Source organism: Methylovulum psychrotolerans (assembly GCF_002923755.1).
Taxonomy (GTDB): domain Bacteria; phylum Pseudomonadota; class Gammaproteobacteria; order Methylococcales; family Methylomonadaceae; genus Methylovulum; species Methylovulum psychrotolerans.
In genome coordinates, this window is the sequence record NZ_PGFZ01000008.1 from 16,445 (window position 1) to 33,039 (window position 16,595).

Genomic DNA, 16,595 nt, shown 5'->3' on the forward strand with positions numbered 1-16,595 from the left:
ATGCGCATAAAAAGGCATCGGCAAATGGCCATCATAGTTAAGGCATTCTTCCTCTGGGGATGCGGATATCCTGTCCGTCCAAAATCCCATGTACCGGAACACCGCCCGCCGATCCATAAGTACGCTGTCGGGTAGTTTATAACCGATATTCCTAAAAATTTTATATGTTATATGACGTTACGCAGTAACGTACTTTACTCCCGTTTGCCGCGCTGAGCATCGCAGGTTTTGTCGGAATAAGCCCGTAGGGGCGCGGTAGGTGTGCCACAAAGGGCACAAATACCCAAAGGGCATAAAGGGTAGGGAGGGCACTCTGCCGCCCCTTAATCAAGCAGTCACAATTATGCACTAAGCTTTCCGGTTCAACCTGAATCATTCCAAGACTGGAGACTTTTTAATGATTACCCCTAAGCTGTTTGCACCTGCCTTAAAAACCTTGTCTGCTGCGTTGTTTACCGCCTTGCTGGTCAGCGCACCTGCCCATGCCGCTTCTAATCCGGTAGTGTTAAGCTTTTCGACGGTGGGCGACTCACGTCAAGACCCTGTCAATTTAGACCCTAGTGTTAAAAACGCCAGCTTGGTCGGCCAAGGTTATTGCCAAACCCCATCCGGCACAGGCATTACGCCTAACCCTGGTTTGTCAGGACAAGATTGCAAATGGCTGCAAAATTCTAAAGCGTGGGCGCGGATTTTAAGCGCTATCCAAGCCCAAAAAACCAATCTGATGTTTTTTAACGGCGATATGATTATGGGTTATGGTAAAGCGGGCGTGCCTGTGGCCAGAACCTCAAACGGTGTCGGTGAAGCGGCGATTACTAGCCCGACGGTGACGGATGTCGCCAATTCGGATTTGATGCAGTTTTATAAGCAGTATGGGTTTTGGCGCGGTATGATCGCCAATCTGATGGAGACCGGCACTTATGTGGTGCCTGTGCCCGGCAACCATGAAGTGCAATGTAAACGTTGCGGTAAATCTGCCCAAGCCGAGAACGAAACGGCTTGGAAAGACAATATGGGCGATTTGATTATGGACGGCAACCGTCTGACTAAATTAGGCCTGACGGTAACTAACTTCAATCCGTACAATAACCCTTACTATGATCCGGCCACGTTGGCGACTACGCCAGCACCTTATGCGGTCAACCCTGATGGCGTGACGACAGACCAGTCACAATTGACTTACTCTTTTGATATTGGCACGTCACATTTTGCCGTTATCAATACCGATGCGGTGGGCAAAGACGGTTACGCACCTAGCGCTTGGTTGGAAAATGATTTCAGCGCCGCAAAAGCCAGAGGCGCTGCGCATTTCTTCGCGTTCGGCCATAAACCGGCTTTTTTCTATAACTATTTAGGTTCAGCGCCGTCCAGCACGTCTTCTTTGAATGACAAGGATTCTGCGGCGGCGCATGTGTTCTGGGATATTATGGTGAAGTACCAAGCCACTTATTTCTGCGGCCATGAGCATATTTACAGCCTGCAAAAAATCAACGGTTTCAGCCAAGCCGGTTCTGCTTACCAAGTGTTGGTCGGCTCCGGTGGTTCACCGTTTGAAACGTCTGTCGCGACCGGCAACCCTAAAGACCGTATGTATTCATGGGCGAAGATCAGCATTTTGCAAGACGGCAAAGTCTATATGAACACTTATGGTTTTGACGATACCATGGTTGATCCGGTTGTCCGTTTAGACAGCAGTATCCGCCTGCCTTAAGCGTTACCCGGCGGTTGTGGCGGGCTTAAGCCCTGCCGCAACGCTTTATAGTTGTTTCGGTGCCGCCGTTCTTGGCGGCACTCTCCATTATGGCGTTTTCTTCCGCGCCACCAAGACCCCGTCACGGGTCGGGTTGATAAAAGCGTCAAATTCGGGGTCGTTGAAGACTTGCCGATTGTGTTCTTTGATGGCCTCAGTCCAGCCGCTGAACACGTCGGTGTACTGTTCCAACGCTACCCGCCCGCGCCATAAGACATTGTCGGCAATGTACAGCCCGCCTGGGCGGATACGGTCTTTGGCCATTTGCCAGATGTCGGGGTAGTCGCCTTTGTCGACATCGTTATAGCAAATGTCAAACAGGCCTTCGGTTTTGGCGAATTGTTCCTGCGCCATGCCGACTTTAAATTCTATCCTATCCCATAATCCGGCGGTACTGAGATACATTTGGGCTTTTTCTTGGTTAAGGAAGTCGGCTTCGGAGCAGATGACTTGGCCTTGTGCGCCGACCGCTTGGGCGAACCAGTAGGCGGAATAGCCGTAGCCGCTGCCAAATTCAAAAACCCGCTTAGCGACGATCATTTTGGCTTGGGTTGCCAGAAACGCGCCGACGAGACGGCCAACGATCGGGAAATTGTTTTTTTCCGCCAAGGCTTCCATGTCCGCTAAGACCGGATGGTCGGTAGGGTGCAGCAGGCCGTGTTGGTAGGCTTCGATAGCGGGATTGACAGGAATCAGTACGCTAGGGTTGTTAGCGGTGGGGGATTGCGGTTCGCTCATGGCGCCGTTCCTTGTAGTGGGTTGGAAACGGCTGGGATTATAGCAGGCAATAAAAAAGGCCTGACAATTTCTTGTCAAGCCTTTTGTATTCTTTGGTACCGAGGGCCGGAATCGAACCGGCACGATGTCACCATCACCGGATTTTGAATCCGGCGCGTCTACCAGTTCCGCCACCCCGGCAAAGATGAGCTATTATAGGGCGGCTTTTTGAAAAGGGCAAGGGATTTTTAATTTTTTATGCGTTCAGGACGCTGTGGCTATCTGGGTTCAGCTTCCTGCCGATAATAGCCATCCAAAAACGCCAGCCGTTCCGGCGTGCCGATGTCCATCCAAAAGCCGCCATAATGCTCACCGCTGACCTGTCCGGCGGTCATGGCTCTGCGGAGCAGGGGGGCGAGTTTGCTGATGCCGGGGGCTTGGCCTCGGAACAGTTCGGGGCGGTACAGGCCGATGCCGCTAAAGGTGTGTTTAGTCGCGCCGTGTTCGGCAACCTTGCCATCGGAACTTAAGGCAAAGTCGCCCGCCGGATGGTGTGGCGGGTTGTCAATCAGTACCAGATGTGCCAAATCGACGGCTTGCTGGTGCAGGCTGGCGAAAGGGAAGTCGGTGGCGACATCGCCGTTGACGACCAGAAACACCCCGTCGCCCAATAAGGGCAGGGCATTAATGATGCCGCCTGCGGTTTCTAGGCCGTAATCGCCTTCCGGCGAGTAGCGGATGCTCGCCCCCCAAGCCGCCCCCGTACCAAAATAATCGGCAATTTGTTGCCCAAAATGGGCGTAGTTGATGACAATATCGGTAAATCCGGCACTGACCAGTTGCTTGAGGGTGTGTTCCAGCAATGGCTTATCGGCGGCTTTGAGCAGCGGTTTGGGGGTGTGGTCGGTTAACGGGCGCATCCGTTCGCCGCGTCCGGCGGCGAGTATCATGGCTTTCATCAGGCGGTTATCCTCTGGGCAGCTTGGCGGTAAGCGGGCAGTAATTGGCTGTGCAGCAGTTGGTCGAAAGCCGCCAATTCCGGGTAAGCGGCGGTGACGGCTTGGACATAGCCTAAGGTGCGGGGGATGTCGTTCAGGTAGCCGGATTTGCCGTCGCGTAAATGCAGGCGCGTGAAAATGCCGATGGCTTTCAGATGCCGTTGCAGACCCATTAAATCAAACCAGCGGGTAAATTCCGCTAAGTTGGCGGTTAACTGTCCGGCTTGTTGCAGGTGCTGATGGTAGTCTGTCAGCCAGTGCGCAACCTGTTCAGGCGGCCAAGTGATGTAGCAATCACGCAATAAGGACACCGCGTCGTAAGTGATGGGGCCTAAGACGGCATCTTGGAAATCCAAGACCCCCAAGGTACCGTCAGCCAGCACCATCAGGTTGCGGGAATGGTAGTCCCGGTGCACACAGACCACGGGTTGCGCCAAGGCGGAGCTAATCAGCACCCGTTCCAGGTCGGCCATGACGGCAGCGGGCAGTTCGATGTCCAGCCATTGCCCGACGAACCAGTCGTTAAAAATGGCAAACTCCCGTTTGAGCAGGGCTTCGTCATAACGCGGCAAGTCGAAATGGCGGCTGTCGGTGTGGGTCTGGAGGCTGAGCAGATTAGTCAAGGCTTGTGGGTAGTAGGGTTCGGGGCCGGCCTTAGCCACGGTGTCCAAAAAGGCTTGGCTACCGAAATCTTCCAGCAGTAAAAAACCGTCTTCCAAGTTTTGCCCGAAAATGGTGGGCACTTGCAGCCCGGTTGCCGCCAGCAAGCCCGCAACTTTAATGAAGGCGGGCAGGTTTTCGGTGGCAGGGGGCGCATCCATGGCAATCAGCACGGCATCGGGGGTGGTGACGCGAAAGTAGCGGCGGAAACTGGCATCGCTGGAGGCAGGTCGGAAAGCGGTGACCTCCAGTAACAGGTCATTTTCCAGCCAATCGCGTAAGGTCAGGGTTCTTAGGTCTTCGGACATGTTCGGGCTTAGGTAATAGGGCAGATTAGTTATCTGACAGTAATAGAATTGAGGTAGAATGCGTATTCTGCATTCTATTCGATTTACCGACTCTCACGCTAATAAACTTGATGCCGCCTATGCTACGTCGCTTGTTTCTGGTTTTTTTACCTTCACTGACCGCCTCGAACGGCCATGCTGACACCTCAGTATGGGCTTGCCAGCAGGATAAGGACACCAATGAGTGGGTGTGTTTGGATGATGCCAGCCCGGCTGCAATTCCAGAGGCCGCTGCCAGTACGCCGCCCAAGCCGATTGCACCGCTGACGGTAGCGCCGCCTGCCGTCGCCCCGCCGCTGTCGCTTCCGCCTCCGGTCGCGCCTGCCGTAGCGGCTCCCTTGCCCGCACCTGTAGCGGTAGCCGTACCGCCGCCTACGGCGCGGGTGTTGAAAGTGCCGGAGCCTGTGGTCAGGCCTGCCATTAAGCCCTGCGCCAGTGACCCCCAATGCAGTGCGGATAGCCGTGAGGACGATGTGCAGGGTTGGCATATCCGCTTGCTTGATCCGGCCTTTAGCGTTCAGCAAGAGCAGGTGCTGCATACCTTGGCGGCACAATTTCCTAGAGACCCTTGGGCCAATTGTATGGCGGCGGTGGGGACGCAAAAAAACTTCACCCCGGTTGAACGGCTGCGCGAGCGCTTCCCGATGGATGTCAAAGCCAATTATTCGGAAATATTGGATAATGAAATCGGCAATTATTCGGGTGAGGTGGAGATGAACCGCGCCGACCAACATGCCCAGTCCCATGCCGCCAATTATGACAGCGTGTCGGAGACTTTAGATTTGCACGGTGACGTCTATTACAGCGACGACGAACTGGCGTTGCACAGCGATTCCGCCAACATAAAATTGGCGACCGACCAGGCCAAACTGCGTGATACCTTGTTCGTGTATCCGGCGACCCCGTTACGCGGTTATGCCGAAGCGGTGTATCGGGATGACAAAAGCCTGTCGCATTACCAAAACGTCACTTACACCAGTTGCCGCCCCGGTAATCAGGATTGGGCGATCCATGCTTCCGAGCTGAAATTGAACAAATTTAAAGGCAAGGGCTCTGCGAAACATGCGTGGTTGGAATTTAAGGGGGCTCCTGTATTCTATTCGCCTTATCTGAGCTTCCCGATAGATAACCGACGCTTGTCGGGCTTTTTAGCGCCTGTGTTCGGCAACACCCAAACGGGCGGCTTTCATTTGTCTACGCCGTATTACTGGAATCTGGCCCCGAATTACGATGTCATCCTTAAGCCGAAATATTTCTCCAAGCGCGGTTATATGCTGGGCAGTGATTTCCGCTACCTGACCGAAACCTCGCGCGGCAAAGTCTTATTGGAGTATATGCCCAATGATGAGGTGCTGAGCCGCGCCCGTTATCAAGGCTCGATAAAAAACAGCACCCAGTTTTCGCCCAATATCAGCGCTAATCTGGACTTGAATTACGTTTCTGATAAAAACTACTTTGCCGAATTGGGCAATGCCTTAAACTTTCCTAACTTCAGTTTTGTCAAAAGCCAAGCGGACATCAATTATATCCGCGAAGGTGTGGCGCTGACCGCACGGGCCGAAAACTATCAGACCATTGACCCGACCTTATCGGGTAGCCAAATTCCTTACCGCCGTTTGCCGCAAATTAACCTTAATTTGGCGCATTCGTTTAATGCCGTCGTCCCCTTGGATGTGCAGTTGGAAAACGAATCGGTCTATTTTCAGCATGATAGCTTGGTCAATGGCCAGCGCTTTAATTTCAAGCCCTCGGTCAGTTTCCCCATGCAAACCGCCAGCGCTTATCTGACCCCTAAGGTTTCTTTGCAGCACACCGATTATGTGCTGACCAATCAGGCCACCGCAGGTTTGTCTAAGGAAGTGTCGCGCACCGTGCCGATTATGTCGGCGGATACCGGGTTGTTTTTGGAGAAGAACTTTCAGTTTGCCGATAAAACCTTGGTTCATACCTTGGAGCCACGGCTATTTTACTTGTACATTCCGAAAGTGAACCAAAACCAGATACCGCTGTTTGATACGTCGGTATATGACTTTTGGTACAGTTCGATGTTCCGCGAAAACCGTTTCAGTGGTTCGGACCGTATCCAAGATGCCAACCAAGTCACTACCGCGCTCACCACACGGGTGGTCGATCCGGCTACGGGGCTGGAGCGCCTGAAATTGAGCATCGGGGAGATTTTTTATTTCCGTAACCGCGATGTGACCTTATGCGGCGACTATCCGTCGGTTTTATGTGCGGTCAGTCCGGTGGAAACTCAGAGCAGTTCGCCGTTGGTGACAGAAATGTCGTCGCAATTTAACCGCCATGTCGCCATTGATTCGGGTATACAATGGGATCCGCACAGCAATAAGATTGTCCGGGGCAAGGCGACTATCCATCTGACCGGAGAGCCGGGGGAAGTGATTAACTTGGGCTACCTGTATCGGCTTAACCCGCTAATCCCCAACCGTAGCAACGACATTACCCAAAGCGACATGTCGTTCCACTGGCCGATTTACAGTAACTGGTCAATGGTCGGACGCTGGCAGTATTCCTGGCTGTATAATAGTACCCAAGACGGTTTTATCGGTTTGGAGAAAGAAAACTGTTGCTGGCGTTTCCGTATTATTGGCCGCCAGTACCTCAACAGCATCAATGTCATAAACAACACTGATGTCCTTAGCAACAATACCGTCGAAGGCACGGCCACCACAGGTATCTTCTTTCAGATTGAGCTGAAAGGCTTGACGGGGGTCGGCGAACAATTGGATGATTTCTTCGTGAAGAGTATTTATGGTTACCGGAAACCTGGCAAATGAGTAGACACACACATATCACCGCCGCTGCTTTACTGGCGCTTGTGCTGGGCACGGGCTTGGGTCTGCATGCCGAAACCTTGGACGGCATTGTCGCCGTGGTCGAGGACGATGTCATTTTGGAGCAGGAACTGCAAAAAGAAACGACGGTTATCATGCAGCGTATTGCCGCCAGTAAGACGCAAATGCCGCCCGAATCGGTGCTGCGCAAACAAGTGCTGGAAAAAATGATTGTCGATAAGCTGCAACGGCAAATGGCGGAACGGGCGGGCATCAGCGTCAGCGATGACCAGCTCAACAGTTCGGCGGCAGATATTGCCCAGCGCAATAATATGACCTTGGAACAATTTCGGGGCGAGTTGGAAAAGCAGGGTATGACCTACAAGGCTTTTTTGGACAATATGCGCGATGAGATTGCCGTCAACCAATTGCGTGGCCGGGAAATTGGCGGGCGTATTAAGGTGACTGAGCAGGAGGTTGACCATTATCTGGAAACCCAAGGTAAGGTCGGAACAGATGATACTATCCAATACCATCTGGGGCATATCCTGATCGCCATTAAAGAAGGCGCGTCCGCCGATGACATTCAAAAAGCCCAGCGCGAAGCCAATGAGCTGGTCGCCAAATTACGCGGCGGGGCAGAGTTTGCCCAAGCCGCCATCAGCCATTCGGATGATGCCAATGCCTTAAAAGGCGGCGATTTAGGTTGGCGCACCGCCAGCACTTTACCGACCGTCTTTAGCGGCGGGGTCAGCCAGATGCACACGGGTGAGGTCAGCGAGCCGATCCGTAGCCCCAGCGGTTTCCATATTATCAAAATGTTTGAAAATAAGGGGCTGGATAACCACGTCATCACCAAAACCAAAGTCCGGCATATTTTGATTAAGACCAATGAGCTGATTGACGATGCCGAAGCGCAAAAACGCCTGTTTGGCCTCAAGGCGCGGGTGCTTGACGGCGATGATTTTGCCGTGCTGGCGCGGTCGCATTCGGATGATAAAGGCTCGGCGTTAAAAGGCGGTTCGTTAGATTGGGTATCGCCCGGCGATTTGGTCAAGCCGTTTGAAGAGGCGATGAACCACTTGGACATCAAGCAGGTCAGCGACCCTGTGCAATCGCAATTTGGCTGGCATTTGATTCAAGTGCTGGATCGCGAAAGCAAGGATAACAGCGTCGAATACCACCGCAACCAAGTTCGGGACGCGCTGAGAAAGCGCAAGATTGAAGAAGAAACGGAGTTATGGATACGCCGCGTCCGTGACGAAGCGTATGTGGAGATTAATCCGGCCAGGCTTTGACGGCAAGCCTGAAAGCCGCGTTGCTGACGTGTCGGGCGGTATCGCCTTGTATTGCGCTAGCCCAGCCGTGTCAGCCTGACGTGCTCTCATTAAAATAACTAGTTGCCAACGATGAACAATAGCCATCAAGCCCTTGAGCCTAGCCTGACCCCAGAGCTATTGAAGGCGCGTTTACAGCAGATTCTGGCGGCCGTGCCGCTTGCTAAAGACCGCGTCCGCCTGAAAAGTCTTGCCGCCGACTTGGACACCGACTTGCTGTCGTGTGCGGCGGCTTTGCTGCATCTTATCCAACCGCCGCCACCCGCCGCTATCCTGTTGCCGACCGAGCCCGCCGAAACCCTAAAAATGGTGCGCTACCGCTTGGATGTAGGGCATCTGCACCAAGTTTGTATCGATACCCTCAAACGGGTGTTGGTCGAAGAATCGGGCGTGGATAAGAACAATATCCACAATATTTCTGTCCGTGGCCTGTATACCTTAATTGATTTGCCTGATGCCATGCCGGCGGATATATTCCTGCATTTGAAAACCGTCGAAATCGACGGGCGGCCACTGGCGATAAAACGCATTAAACCGCGTTACAAAAAACGCAGTAATTTGCACCGCCGCCGGGGCAAGCCGTCCGCACCCAAAATGAGCAAAGCCACCGAAGAAACCGGCACGGACTGATGCCGCCACCTGCACACGGCTGCCCCGGCGGCTTTTTTATCATCCCTCTGAACTTGTATGACCACGATCAACTATATCAACACCCCTGATAAACTTACCGCTGTGTGTGCGTTGATACGCGACAGTGCTTGGCTGGCCTTGGACACCGAATTTTTGCGGGAAAAAACCTACTATCCGAAGTTCTGCCTGTTACAGATAGCTACCCCTGAGTGGGTGGCTTGCATAGACCCTTTGGCCTTGCCGGATTTGGATGAATTGTTTACAGCACTTGAAAACCCTGCTATTGTCAAGGTATTTCATTCTTGCCGTCAGGATCTGGAAATTTTTTACCAATTACGCGGCAAGTTGCCCGCGCCAATTTTTGACACCCAAGTCGCCGCGCCGTTACTGGGTTATCAGGATAATCCCGGTTATGCCATGCTGGTGTCCAGTTTGCTCAATATCAATCTTAGCAAAGCCCACACCCGCGCCGATTGGAGCAAGCGCCCGTTGACCGAAGCGCAAATCGAATACGCCGCCGATGACGTGATTTATCTGTGCCAGATTTACCAGATCATGTTGCAAAAGTTGGCTGAACTGGGTCGTGCCGATTGGTTGAAACAGGATTTTGCCGAGTTGTCCAATCCCGACGTTTATGCGGTTGACCCGGCCAAAGCGTGGCTAAAAATTAAGGGCAAAAACAAATTGTCTGGCCGCCAGCTTGCCATCATTCAGGCCATTAGTGAATGGCGCGAGAAAATGGCTCAGCAAGAAGACCGCCCGAAAAGCTGGCTATTGCGGGACGAGTTGCTGTTTGACATTGCCAAGTTGCAACCGGAAACCAGTGCCGATTTGGCGGCGGTACGCGGCATTAATGAAAATGTCGTGCGCCGCTATGGCAAAGAACTCTGCCAACTCATCAGTGCCGCCAAAAATCAGCCGCCGATACCCTTACACAATGACGGGCGGGCGGCGAAGAAAACCCAACAGCAAGAGGCGATCTTGGATATTCTTACCGCCTTAGTCAGAATCCGTGCCGAGGAAAACCTCCTCAACCCCAGCATCCTCGCCTCGCGCAAAGATTTGGAAGACTTGTTGCTGCTGGAGGACGATAACGACTGTCCGCTGTTGCACGGCTGGCGTTATGCGATGGCAGGCGAAGAATTGCTTGGCCTGTTAAAAGGTGAATTGCTGTTGGGGATACAAGCGGATAAGCTGGCGATTATCCAGGCACGGCCTTAAAAGTCAGCTAGCCCATGAATGCTACGGTGTGTTAGTTAAGGCTTAGGGTCAAAGGCTGCTCAAATAGTGAGCAGGCTGACCCTATAGGTAATGTCCGGTCTGCTGATAATGGGGGCATTTAACAATTCCAGCTCGATAAAATAAGCATTTTCCTGAAAATCAAAAGAAAAATTAAGTTCGACAAGCTGTTCCGCCCCGCGCCCGCCCGATTTGTTAGCGTCGTAGGCAAATACCGCAATAATGGTGATGATACCAGTCAGGTGGCTGACTTGTGCCAAGCGCGCGGCAATGGAAATATTGGCCTTTTGCCAACCGCAATGATCAAAACCGATAACCCATATATTCCAAAATGGGCTGCCCTCACCTTCGTTAGGGTTATCCACATTTAAGCGAACCATAGCGGATGACGCATTGCCTTGAAAGTCAGGGTTTTTTGCAAAACTGCCCAAAAAATAAAAATCGCTATAGGCAAGTTGAGTTGTTTTAGTGGCCGGAGCTTCCATAGATATATCCTAAGAATCAATTTGTTAGCGTAATATTGGTCTGCTAAGTGATGATTGCTTTGATTCGGTTGTAAAATACCAGCGGTCAATGGTGCAAGCGATCTGATTATGCGAGGATTATAAGTAAGTGTGCATCTATTTTTAAATGATCAATGAGCGGTTACTTATGCGCCATGGCTCTGGTCGATTGCCAGTTTAATCACATATAAATATTAGGGTTATGTTATATTCACCGCTTAACAGTGACTTATTTACCTTTACAAATTAGATAAAATATTAACAATTTGATTTTATTGAAAATATTTTAGTAGTGAGAGGAGTGGGCTTTGTTTGTTTTAAAACACGGTGGCCTTTATTTTTTTTCCGAATAAGATGGCAATTGTTAAGCGATAGGCGATCAAGCTCAAACCTTGCCATGTTAAAATACTCCGATAAACGCCAAGGAACAGGCAGGGAAAAAGAGTAAAGGCTTAGCTGTCCTAGGCCTTTGCATTCCCTATATACTTTAAACGGTCAAGTTTTCGGTTTTAGGATTAACCGGAAACTTGACTGTTCAGAGTATAAATTGGTTTGCCCTAAATGGGACGAAGCAAATAGCACCGTACTGGCCGGTGGGTGTGTACCCGAACCTTAGCCAAAGCCGCCCCCATTGGCCATAAAAATAGCCCTTAAATACAACTATGAACCCTATCTGGCAAAATTTCCTGCACTCTGCCCACGCCGAATTCACCGCTACCGACATTACTTTCCCTATCCGCTCCCAAGGCCGCCAATGCCTATACCCTTTGGCGCATTTTGGGATACTGACGGTAGGCGGCAAAGATGCGGCGACTTTATTGCAGGGGCAAATCACTTGCAATATTAACGACCTGAGCGAAACCCAGAGCAGCTTGGCGGCGATTTGTAACCCAAAAGGCCGTGCCATCGCCACGTTTTTAATTGTCCGGCAAGCCGAAGTATTCCATTTAATCGTCCCGCTGGCCTTACTGGACACCCTGAAAAAACGCTTAAGCCTGTTTGTGCTCCGCTCTTCGGTCACGTTTACTGATAATACCGACCATTATGCCTTGTTGGGGGCTGATACCGAAGAAGCTGCGCCTTGGTTGGCGACGCGCCAGGCAGATGAGGTCTGCCAGATCCAATTGGATAACCGCGTCCTTATCCTGGCCGCGCCCGAAGCCGCCATTGCCTGTTGGACGGCCTATACCGGACAAGGCTATCAGGCCAGCCCTTCGGCACATTGGCGGCTACGCGACCTGTATTGCGGCCTTCCCTGGCTTAGCCCCGCCACCTCGGAAGCCTTTGTGCCGCAAATGTTCCATCTGGATAAGCTCGGCGGCATCAGTTTTAAAAAAGGCTGTTATACCGGCCAAGAGATTATTGCCCGCACCCATTACTTAGGCAAAAGTAAGCGCGGTATGCTGTTAGCCGAAAGCCACGGCAACTTGCCTGAGCCTAACAGTGCGGTACTCAATAGCGCAGGCGAGACGGTCGGGCAGGTGCTGGCGGCGCAAGCGGACGGGGCAGTTTGCAAGCTGTTGGTGGTAGTGCAATTGTCCGAAACGGGGGTGTATCCGTTAACCTTAGCGGATGGCCGTCTTATGGCGGTTATGCCGTCTGACGGTATGGCTTGGCGGGTGTAGTGTGGCGGTTAGGCGTAAAGTGCATTAAGCATTCCAGTATGAGAAGATACAACGCTTGACGAAGGATCTATTGACGTTATGAAGTTACAACCGTTTGATCGCAGTAAACACCTCTATAGAAATGAAGCATTTGCAGAATTGGTCAAAGATGCAGTTAGATTTTTTAACGGAACGCCTGTCCATCCCATTCCCCCAGCCGAATCCTTCTTGGGAACCGGGGTATATGCCCTCTATTACACAGGAAAAAATCCGTTATACACAAAATATGCAGAATTGAACCGTCTTGCCTATAGCTATCCTATATACGTCGGTAAGGCCGTACCTAAAGGCTGGAGACAAGCCCGTACTTCTGATAATCTTTTAAACCAGTCCCGCGAACTTGCTGGCCGTCTTCGGGAACATGGTAGGAGCATCAGTGTGGGCGCGGAACTGGCACTTGAGGACTTTATGTGCCGTTTCGTCATTTTCGAAGCAGACGGCTCTGATATGATCGGCACAATCGAAGCGGCTTTAATCAGATTGAATACGCCGCTTTGGAATACGGTTGTTGATGGCTTTGGCAACCATGATCCCGGCAGTGGCCGATACGGGAAAGCAAAGTCAGATTGGGATGTTATTCACGAAGGGAGGGCTTGGGCGAATAAATGCAACGGCGTACCTACTGAGAAAAACGTCATTGTTGCCAATATCTTGCGTCATTTGCAAAATACTGGCTTCTCACTATGAAAACGCTGGAAATTTTTTCAGGTGCTGGTGGTTTAGCGAAAGGTTTAGAGTTATCGGGGTTTAAGCACGCCGCTTTTGTGGAGTTTAATAAGCACGCCTGTGATTCACTCGCTGAAAATTTTGATCCAGAAAGGGTTTTTTTTGGCGATATTAAAAATTTTGATTTGGACAGTCTTGAACAAATTGACGTGGTTGCTGGCGGGCCGCCTTGCCAACCCTTTTCGCTGGGCGGTAAACATCAAGCCAATCAAGATAGCCGGGATATGTTCCCCTACGCTATACGGGCTATTGAACGGCTCGCCCCTAAAGCCTTTGTCTTTGAAAATGTAAAGGGGTTGCTGCGGCAAAGTTTTGCCGATTATTTCGACTATATTATCTTAAGGTTAAGTTACCCCGATTTTGCTATGGCCGACAGCTCAAATTGGGAGCAGCATCTTCATGAACTGCGGCATATTAGTCAGTCTGCTTACACACAGAAAAAATACGCGGTTACGTTCAAATTAATGAATGCCGCCGATTATGGTGTGCCACAAACCCGCGAGCGGGTGGTTATTGTCGGTATTCGGACTGACCTTGGCGTATCATGGACGTTTCCGCCAGCAACCCATTCAGAAGATAGGTTGCTTTGGGATATGTACATAACAGGGGCATACTGGGAACGCCATAATATCCCTACCGCATTGCGGCCTGTTTTAAAGGGGGCACTTAAAGACAAAATAACCCGGTTATCGAATAGGTATGGCCTGTTTGAACCGGAATTGTTACCTTGGCAAACCATACGCGATGCCTTGTATGATGTGCCGGACCCGACATCAAATCACGGCATAATTGACCATATTTTTCGTGCTGGCGCACGCACCTATTCAGGACATACAGGCAGCCATTTTGATTGGCCGTCAAAAACCATCAAAGCCGGAGGGCATGGTGTTCCGGGCGGAGAAAATATGATCCGCTTCAATGACGGTAGCGTCCGTTATTTCACCGCTTTTGAGGCGAAACGGATACAAACCTTCCCTGATGACTTTGTTATTAAAGGCGCGTGGGGCGAGGCTATGCGCCAGATCGGCAATGCGGTGCCTGTGTTGTTGGCTGAAAAAATAGGTGCTGAATTGGCGAATAAAATAGTGCGGTAGTTTTTGTCGTTAAGCTCCGGCCTAACAAGCCGCTTCGCTAAAGCTCACAAAGTACTGTTATTTACCGTCACGCCAAAACCTGAACACCAAACTTTCATTAACCGTGGCATCGGTCGGCAACTGCCTGACCTGCCGCCTTATTTTTGCCTATTGCTATGTCCCTATCTTTAGACCCTCAAGCCATTGCCCGTTTCCGCCGCTTAGGTACGTTGACTATCTTTGCGGTTTATCTGGTTATCCTCGTCGGCGGCATTGTCCGCGCATCGGGGGCGGGGATGGGTTGCCCGGATTGGCCGACCTGTTTCGGGCAATGGGTGCCACCCACCGAAGAAGCGCAGTTGCCCGCCAACTACCACGAAATCTACGCCCAACGCGGCTATGAAAGCACCCAGTTCAATCCGGTGAAAACCTGGACAGAATACACCAACCGCCTAGTCGGGGTGAGTATCGGCTTTTTGATTTTCCTGACCGCGTGGTCGTCGCGGATTTTTTTACGCACCGACAAAACTATTTTTTACTTGGCTTTAAGCAGCTTTTTTCTGGTGGGCTTTCAGGGCTGGCTAGGCTCCACAGTAGTGGCCAGTAACCTCAAGCCGATTATGATTACCCTGCACATGTTGCTGGCCTTAGGCATTGTCGCGTTGCTCATTTACACCATTACCCGTTCGCAACGTGACGTAATCGGCCAGCTAGACGGCAGCAACGTATCCAGAGCCGTGCGGACTGTCCTAAAAGTGGCGATGGCGATGACGTTGGTGCAAGTGGCGATGGGTACGCAAGTGCGTGAGGCGGTGGATTTTATCGCCCATGAACACAGCTATATCGAACGCCAATACTGGCGCGACGATTTCCCGATCATTTTTTATGTCCACCGCTCGTTTTCTTCGCTGATTTTGTTCACGAATTTATGGGTTGTTTGGCAATTGCGTAAAAACGTCGCCCCAGGCTCGCTGTTATTGCGCACGGGTTATGCGTTGGCCGGACTGATCGTCACCGCTATTTTGGCGGGGGTCTGCCTTGACCGCTTAGGGATGCCCGCCGTCGTCCAACCCATCCATTTGCTGATGGCGAATATGATCTTCGGCTGCCAGTTTTTCCTGTTTATGTGCTTAGGCTATGCGCAACGCCGAGTTGTGGGCGGGAATTTCACCCAAAAGGAAGAGAGCGCCTATTAACCCGTATCTTGCTTCAGCAGCGTCGGAAAATTATTGGCAAGCCAGAGCCTAGCGCGCAGATAGCGGGGCTTTTGCTGGTGCTTATCGCTAGCTTAACCTACTGATGCTCATGATGTTGGCCTGGATGATGCACAGAGGGCGAGGGCGCAGGCACTTGATGCTGCGGCATAGGCGCAGGTTCGGGGCGGAAGGCTGGCGCTTGATGCTGTGGCATGGGTGCAGGTTCGGGACGGAAGGCTGGCGCTTGATGCTGCGGCATAGGCGCAGGTTCGGGACGGAAGGCTGGTGCTTGATGCTGTGGCATGGGCGCAGGTTCGGGGCGGGGAATAGGGGCATTATGATGCGGTTGGGCATGGAAGGCCGGGGGCTCAGGGTGCATCGGTTCTGGGTGTTCCCCTCTGCCATCGCCGTGCGGCGAAGGCGGGTGCTGGGAATGCTGCCAACCGTTAGCGCCCGTACCTGAATGGCCATTATCATGCGGGCCGTCGTCCCGGTCAGCCCTTCCCTCGTGCCTGTGGTCGTGGTCGCGGCCTGCTTCGCCGCGCTGATAATTTTCCCATTGATAGCCGCGCCCATCACGGTCTACGCCATTTGGGTAGTAGTCTTGGCGATTATCCCTGTATTCATAATAGTCATAGCCGTTATTCGGCACGCCATAAGCGGGTTGCTGATAAGTTCTCCCTGTTGTCCAATAAGTACCGCCTGATGGGTAGTATTGTCTTGAATAAGAATAGGAAGAATAGTTATTGTAACGGTAAGGGTCATTAACCGCACAAGCCGCCAAAAACCCTATCGCGGTTAAACACAACGTTTTGGCTAAAGCACCCATATCCCTTATCCGATGAAAGTTATTTTGTTTTTATAATAAGGCCCATAAGCTGAATATTCTATGAATACTCTGGCGAATGATAAAAGGGATGGGGTTGAAATAATTCCCTGCCACCCCTAAAGCAACCCATG

General features: G+C 51.7%; 14 protein-coding genes and 1 tRNA gene. 9 read left to right on the top strand and 6 right to left on the bottom strand.

The genetic code is table 11. From position 1 onward, the window contains the following. Positions 1-397: 397 nt before the first annotated feature. Complete coding sequence (locus AADEFJLK_RS16100; protein ID WP_103974953.1) at positions 398-1,711, top strand: metallophosphoesterase family protein; 1,314 nt, start codon at positions 398-400, stop codon at positions 1,709-1,711. An 87-nt stretch (positions 1,712-1,798) separates the two neighbouring features. Here AADEFJLK_RS16100 and AADEFJLK_RS16105 read toward each other — a convergent pair whose 3' ends face one another. From AADEFJLK_RS16105 to AADEFJLK_RS16120, 4 genes are all read right to left on the bottom strand, one after another. Then, complete coding sequence (locus AADEFJLK_RS16105; protein ID WP_103974954.1) at positions 1,799-2,488, bottom strand: O-methyltransferase; 690 nt, start codon at positions 2,486-2,488, stop codon at positions 1,799-1,801. 93 nt (positions 2,489-2,581) lie between these two features. Beyond that, positions 2,582-2,668: transfer RNA gene (locus AADEFJLK_RS16110), tRNA-Leu, on the bottom strand. Between the two features lie 77 nt (positions 2,669-2,745). Beyond that, positions 2,746-3,426, bottom strand: a complete 681-nt coding sequence (gene murU, locus AADEFJLK_RS16115; RefSeq protein ID WP_103974955.1) for an N-acetylmuramate alpha-1-phosphate uridylyltransferase MurU — start codon at positions 3,424-3,426, stop codon at positions 2,746-2,748. Then, the gene (locus tag AADEFJLK_RS16120; RefSeq protein ID WP_103974956.1) at positions 3,426-4,433 is read right to left on the bottom strand and encodes an aminoglycoside phosphotransferase family protein; all 1,008 of its coding nucleotides are present in this window, start codon (positions 4,431-4,433) and stop codon (positions 3,426-3,428) included. The genes murU and AADEFJLK_RS16120 overlap by 1 nt, the downstream gene beginning before the upstream one ends. Before the next feature lie 119 nt (positions 4,434-4,552). Between AADEFJLK_RS16120 and AADEFJLK_RS16125 the strand changes: the two genes are divergently transcribed. The 4 genes from AADEFJLK_RS16125 (at position 4,553) to rnd (ending at position 10,455) form a co-directional block, all read left to right on the top strand. Next, entirely contained in the window at positions 4,553-7,270 is a 2,718-nt protein-coding gene (locus tag AADEFJLK_RS16125) for an LPS-assembly protein LptD (protein ID WP_103975104.1), read from the top strand. Beyond that, on the top strand, positions 7,267-8,565 hold the full coding sequence (locus AADEFJLK_RS16130) for a peptidylprolyl isomerase (protein ID WP_088619647.1): 1,299 nt from the start codon (positions 7,267-7,269) through the stop codon (positions 8,563-8,565). Before AADEFJLK_RS16125 ends, AADEFJLK_RS16130 begins: the two co-directional genes overlap by 4 nt. A 111-nt stretch (positions 8,566-8,676) precedes the next feature. Continuing rightward, the gene (locus AADEFJLK_RS16135) at positions 8,677-9,234 is read left to right on the top strand and encodes a DbpA RNA binding domain-containing protein (RefSeq protein WP_088619646.1); all 558 of its coding nucleotides are present in this window, start codon (positions 8,677-8,679) and stop codon (positions 9,232-9,234) included. Between the two features lie 57 nt (positions 9,235-9,291). Next, entirely contained in the window at positions 9,292-10,455 is a 1,164-nt protein-coding gene (gene rnd, locus AADEFJLK_RS16140) for a ribonuclease D (protein WP_088619645.1), read from the top strand. A gap of 59 nt (positions 10,456-10,514) precedes the next feature. Here rnd and AADEFJLK_RS16145 read toward each other — a convergent pair whose 3' ends face one another. After that, positions 10,515-10,958: a hypothetical protein gene (locus AADEFJLK_RS16145; RefSeq protein WP_103974957.1), complete on the bottom strand. Its 444-nt coding sequence runs from the start codon at positions 10,956-10,958 to the stop codon at positions 10,515-10,517. A 680-nt stretch (positions 10,959-11,638) separates the two neighbouring features. On the opposite strand from AADEFJLK_RS16145, the gene ygfZ reads away from it, so the two are divergent. The 4 genes from ygfZ (at position 11,639) to AADEFJLK_RS16165 (ending at position 15,635) form a co-directional block, all read left to right on the top strand. After that, the gene (gene ygfZ / locus AADEFJLK_RS16150; RefSeq protein WP_088619643.1) at positions 11,639-12,601 is read left to right on the top strand and encodes a CAF17-like 4Fe-4S cluster assembly/insertion protein YgfZ; all 963 of its coding nucleotides are present in this window, start codon (positions 11,639-11,641) and stop codon (positions 12,599-12,601) included. Between the two features lie 78 nt (positions 12,602-12,679). Beyond that, positions 12,680-13,327 (top strand): Eco29kI family restriction endonuclease, encoded by a 648-nt coding sequence (locus AADEFJLK_RS16155; RefSeq protein WP_103974958.1) that lies wholly within the window; start codon positions 12,680-12,682, stop codon positions 13,325-13,327. Next, entirely contained in the window at positions 13,324-14,460 is a 1,137-nt protein-coding gene (locus AADEFJLK_RS16160; RefSeq protein WP_103974959.1) for a DNA cytosine methyltransferase, read from the top strand. The genes AADEFJLK_RS16155 and AADEFJLK_RS16160 overlap by 4 nt, the downstream gene beginning before the upstream one ends. A gap of 155 nt (positions 14,461-14,615) precedes the next feature. Beyond that, a complete protein-coding gene (locus AADEFJLK_RS16165; protein ID WP_103974960.1) occupies positions 14,616-15,635 on the top strand; it encodes a COX15/CtaA family protein in 1,020 nt (339 codons plus the stop codon). Positions 15,636-15,732: 97 nt separating this feature from the next. Here the strand turns inward: AADEFJLK_RS16165 and AADEFJLK_RS16170 are convergent, their stop codons facing one another. After that, on the bottom strand, positions 15,733-16,464 hold the full coding sequence (locus AADEFJLK_RS16170; RefSeq protein WP_103974961.1) for a hypothetical protein: 732 nt from the start codon (positions 16,462-16,464) through the stop codon (positions 15,733-15,735). Positions 16,465-16,595: the final 131 nt, after the last annotated feature.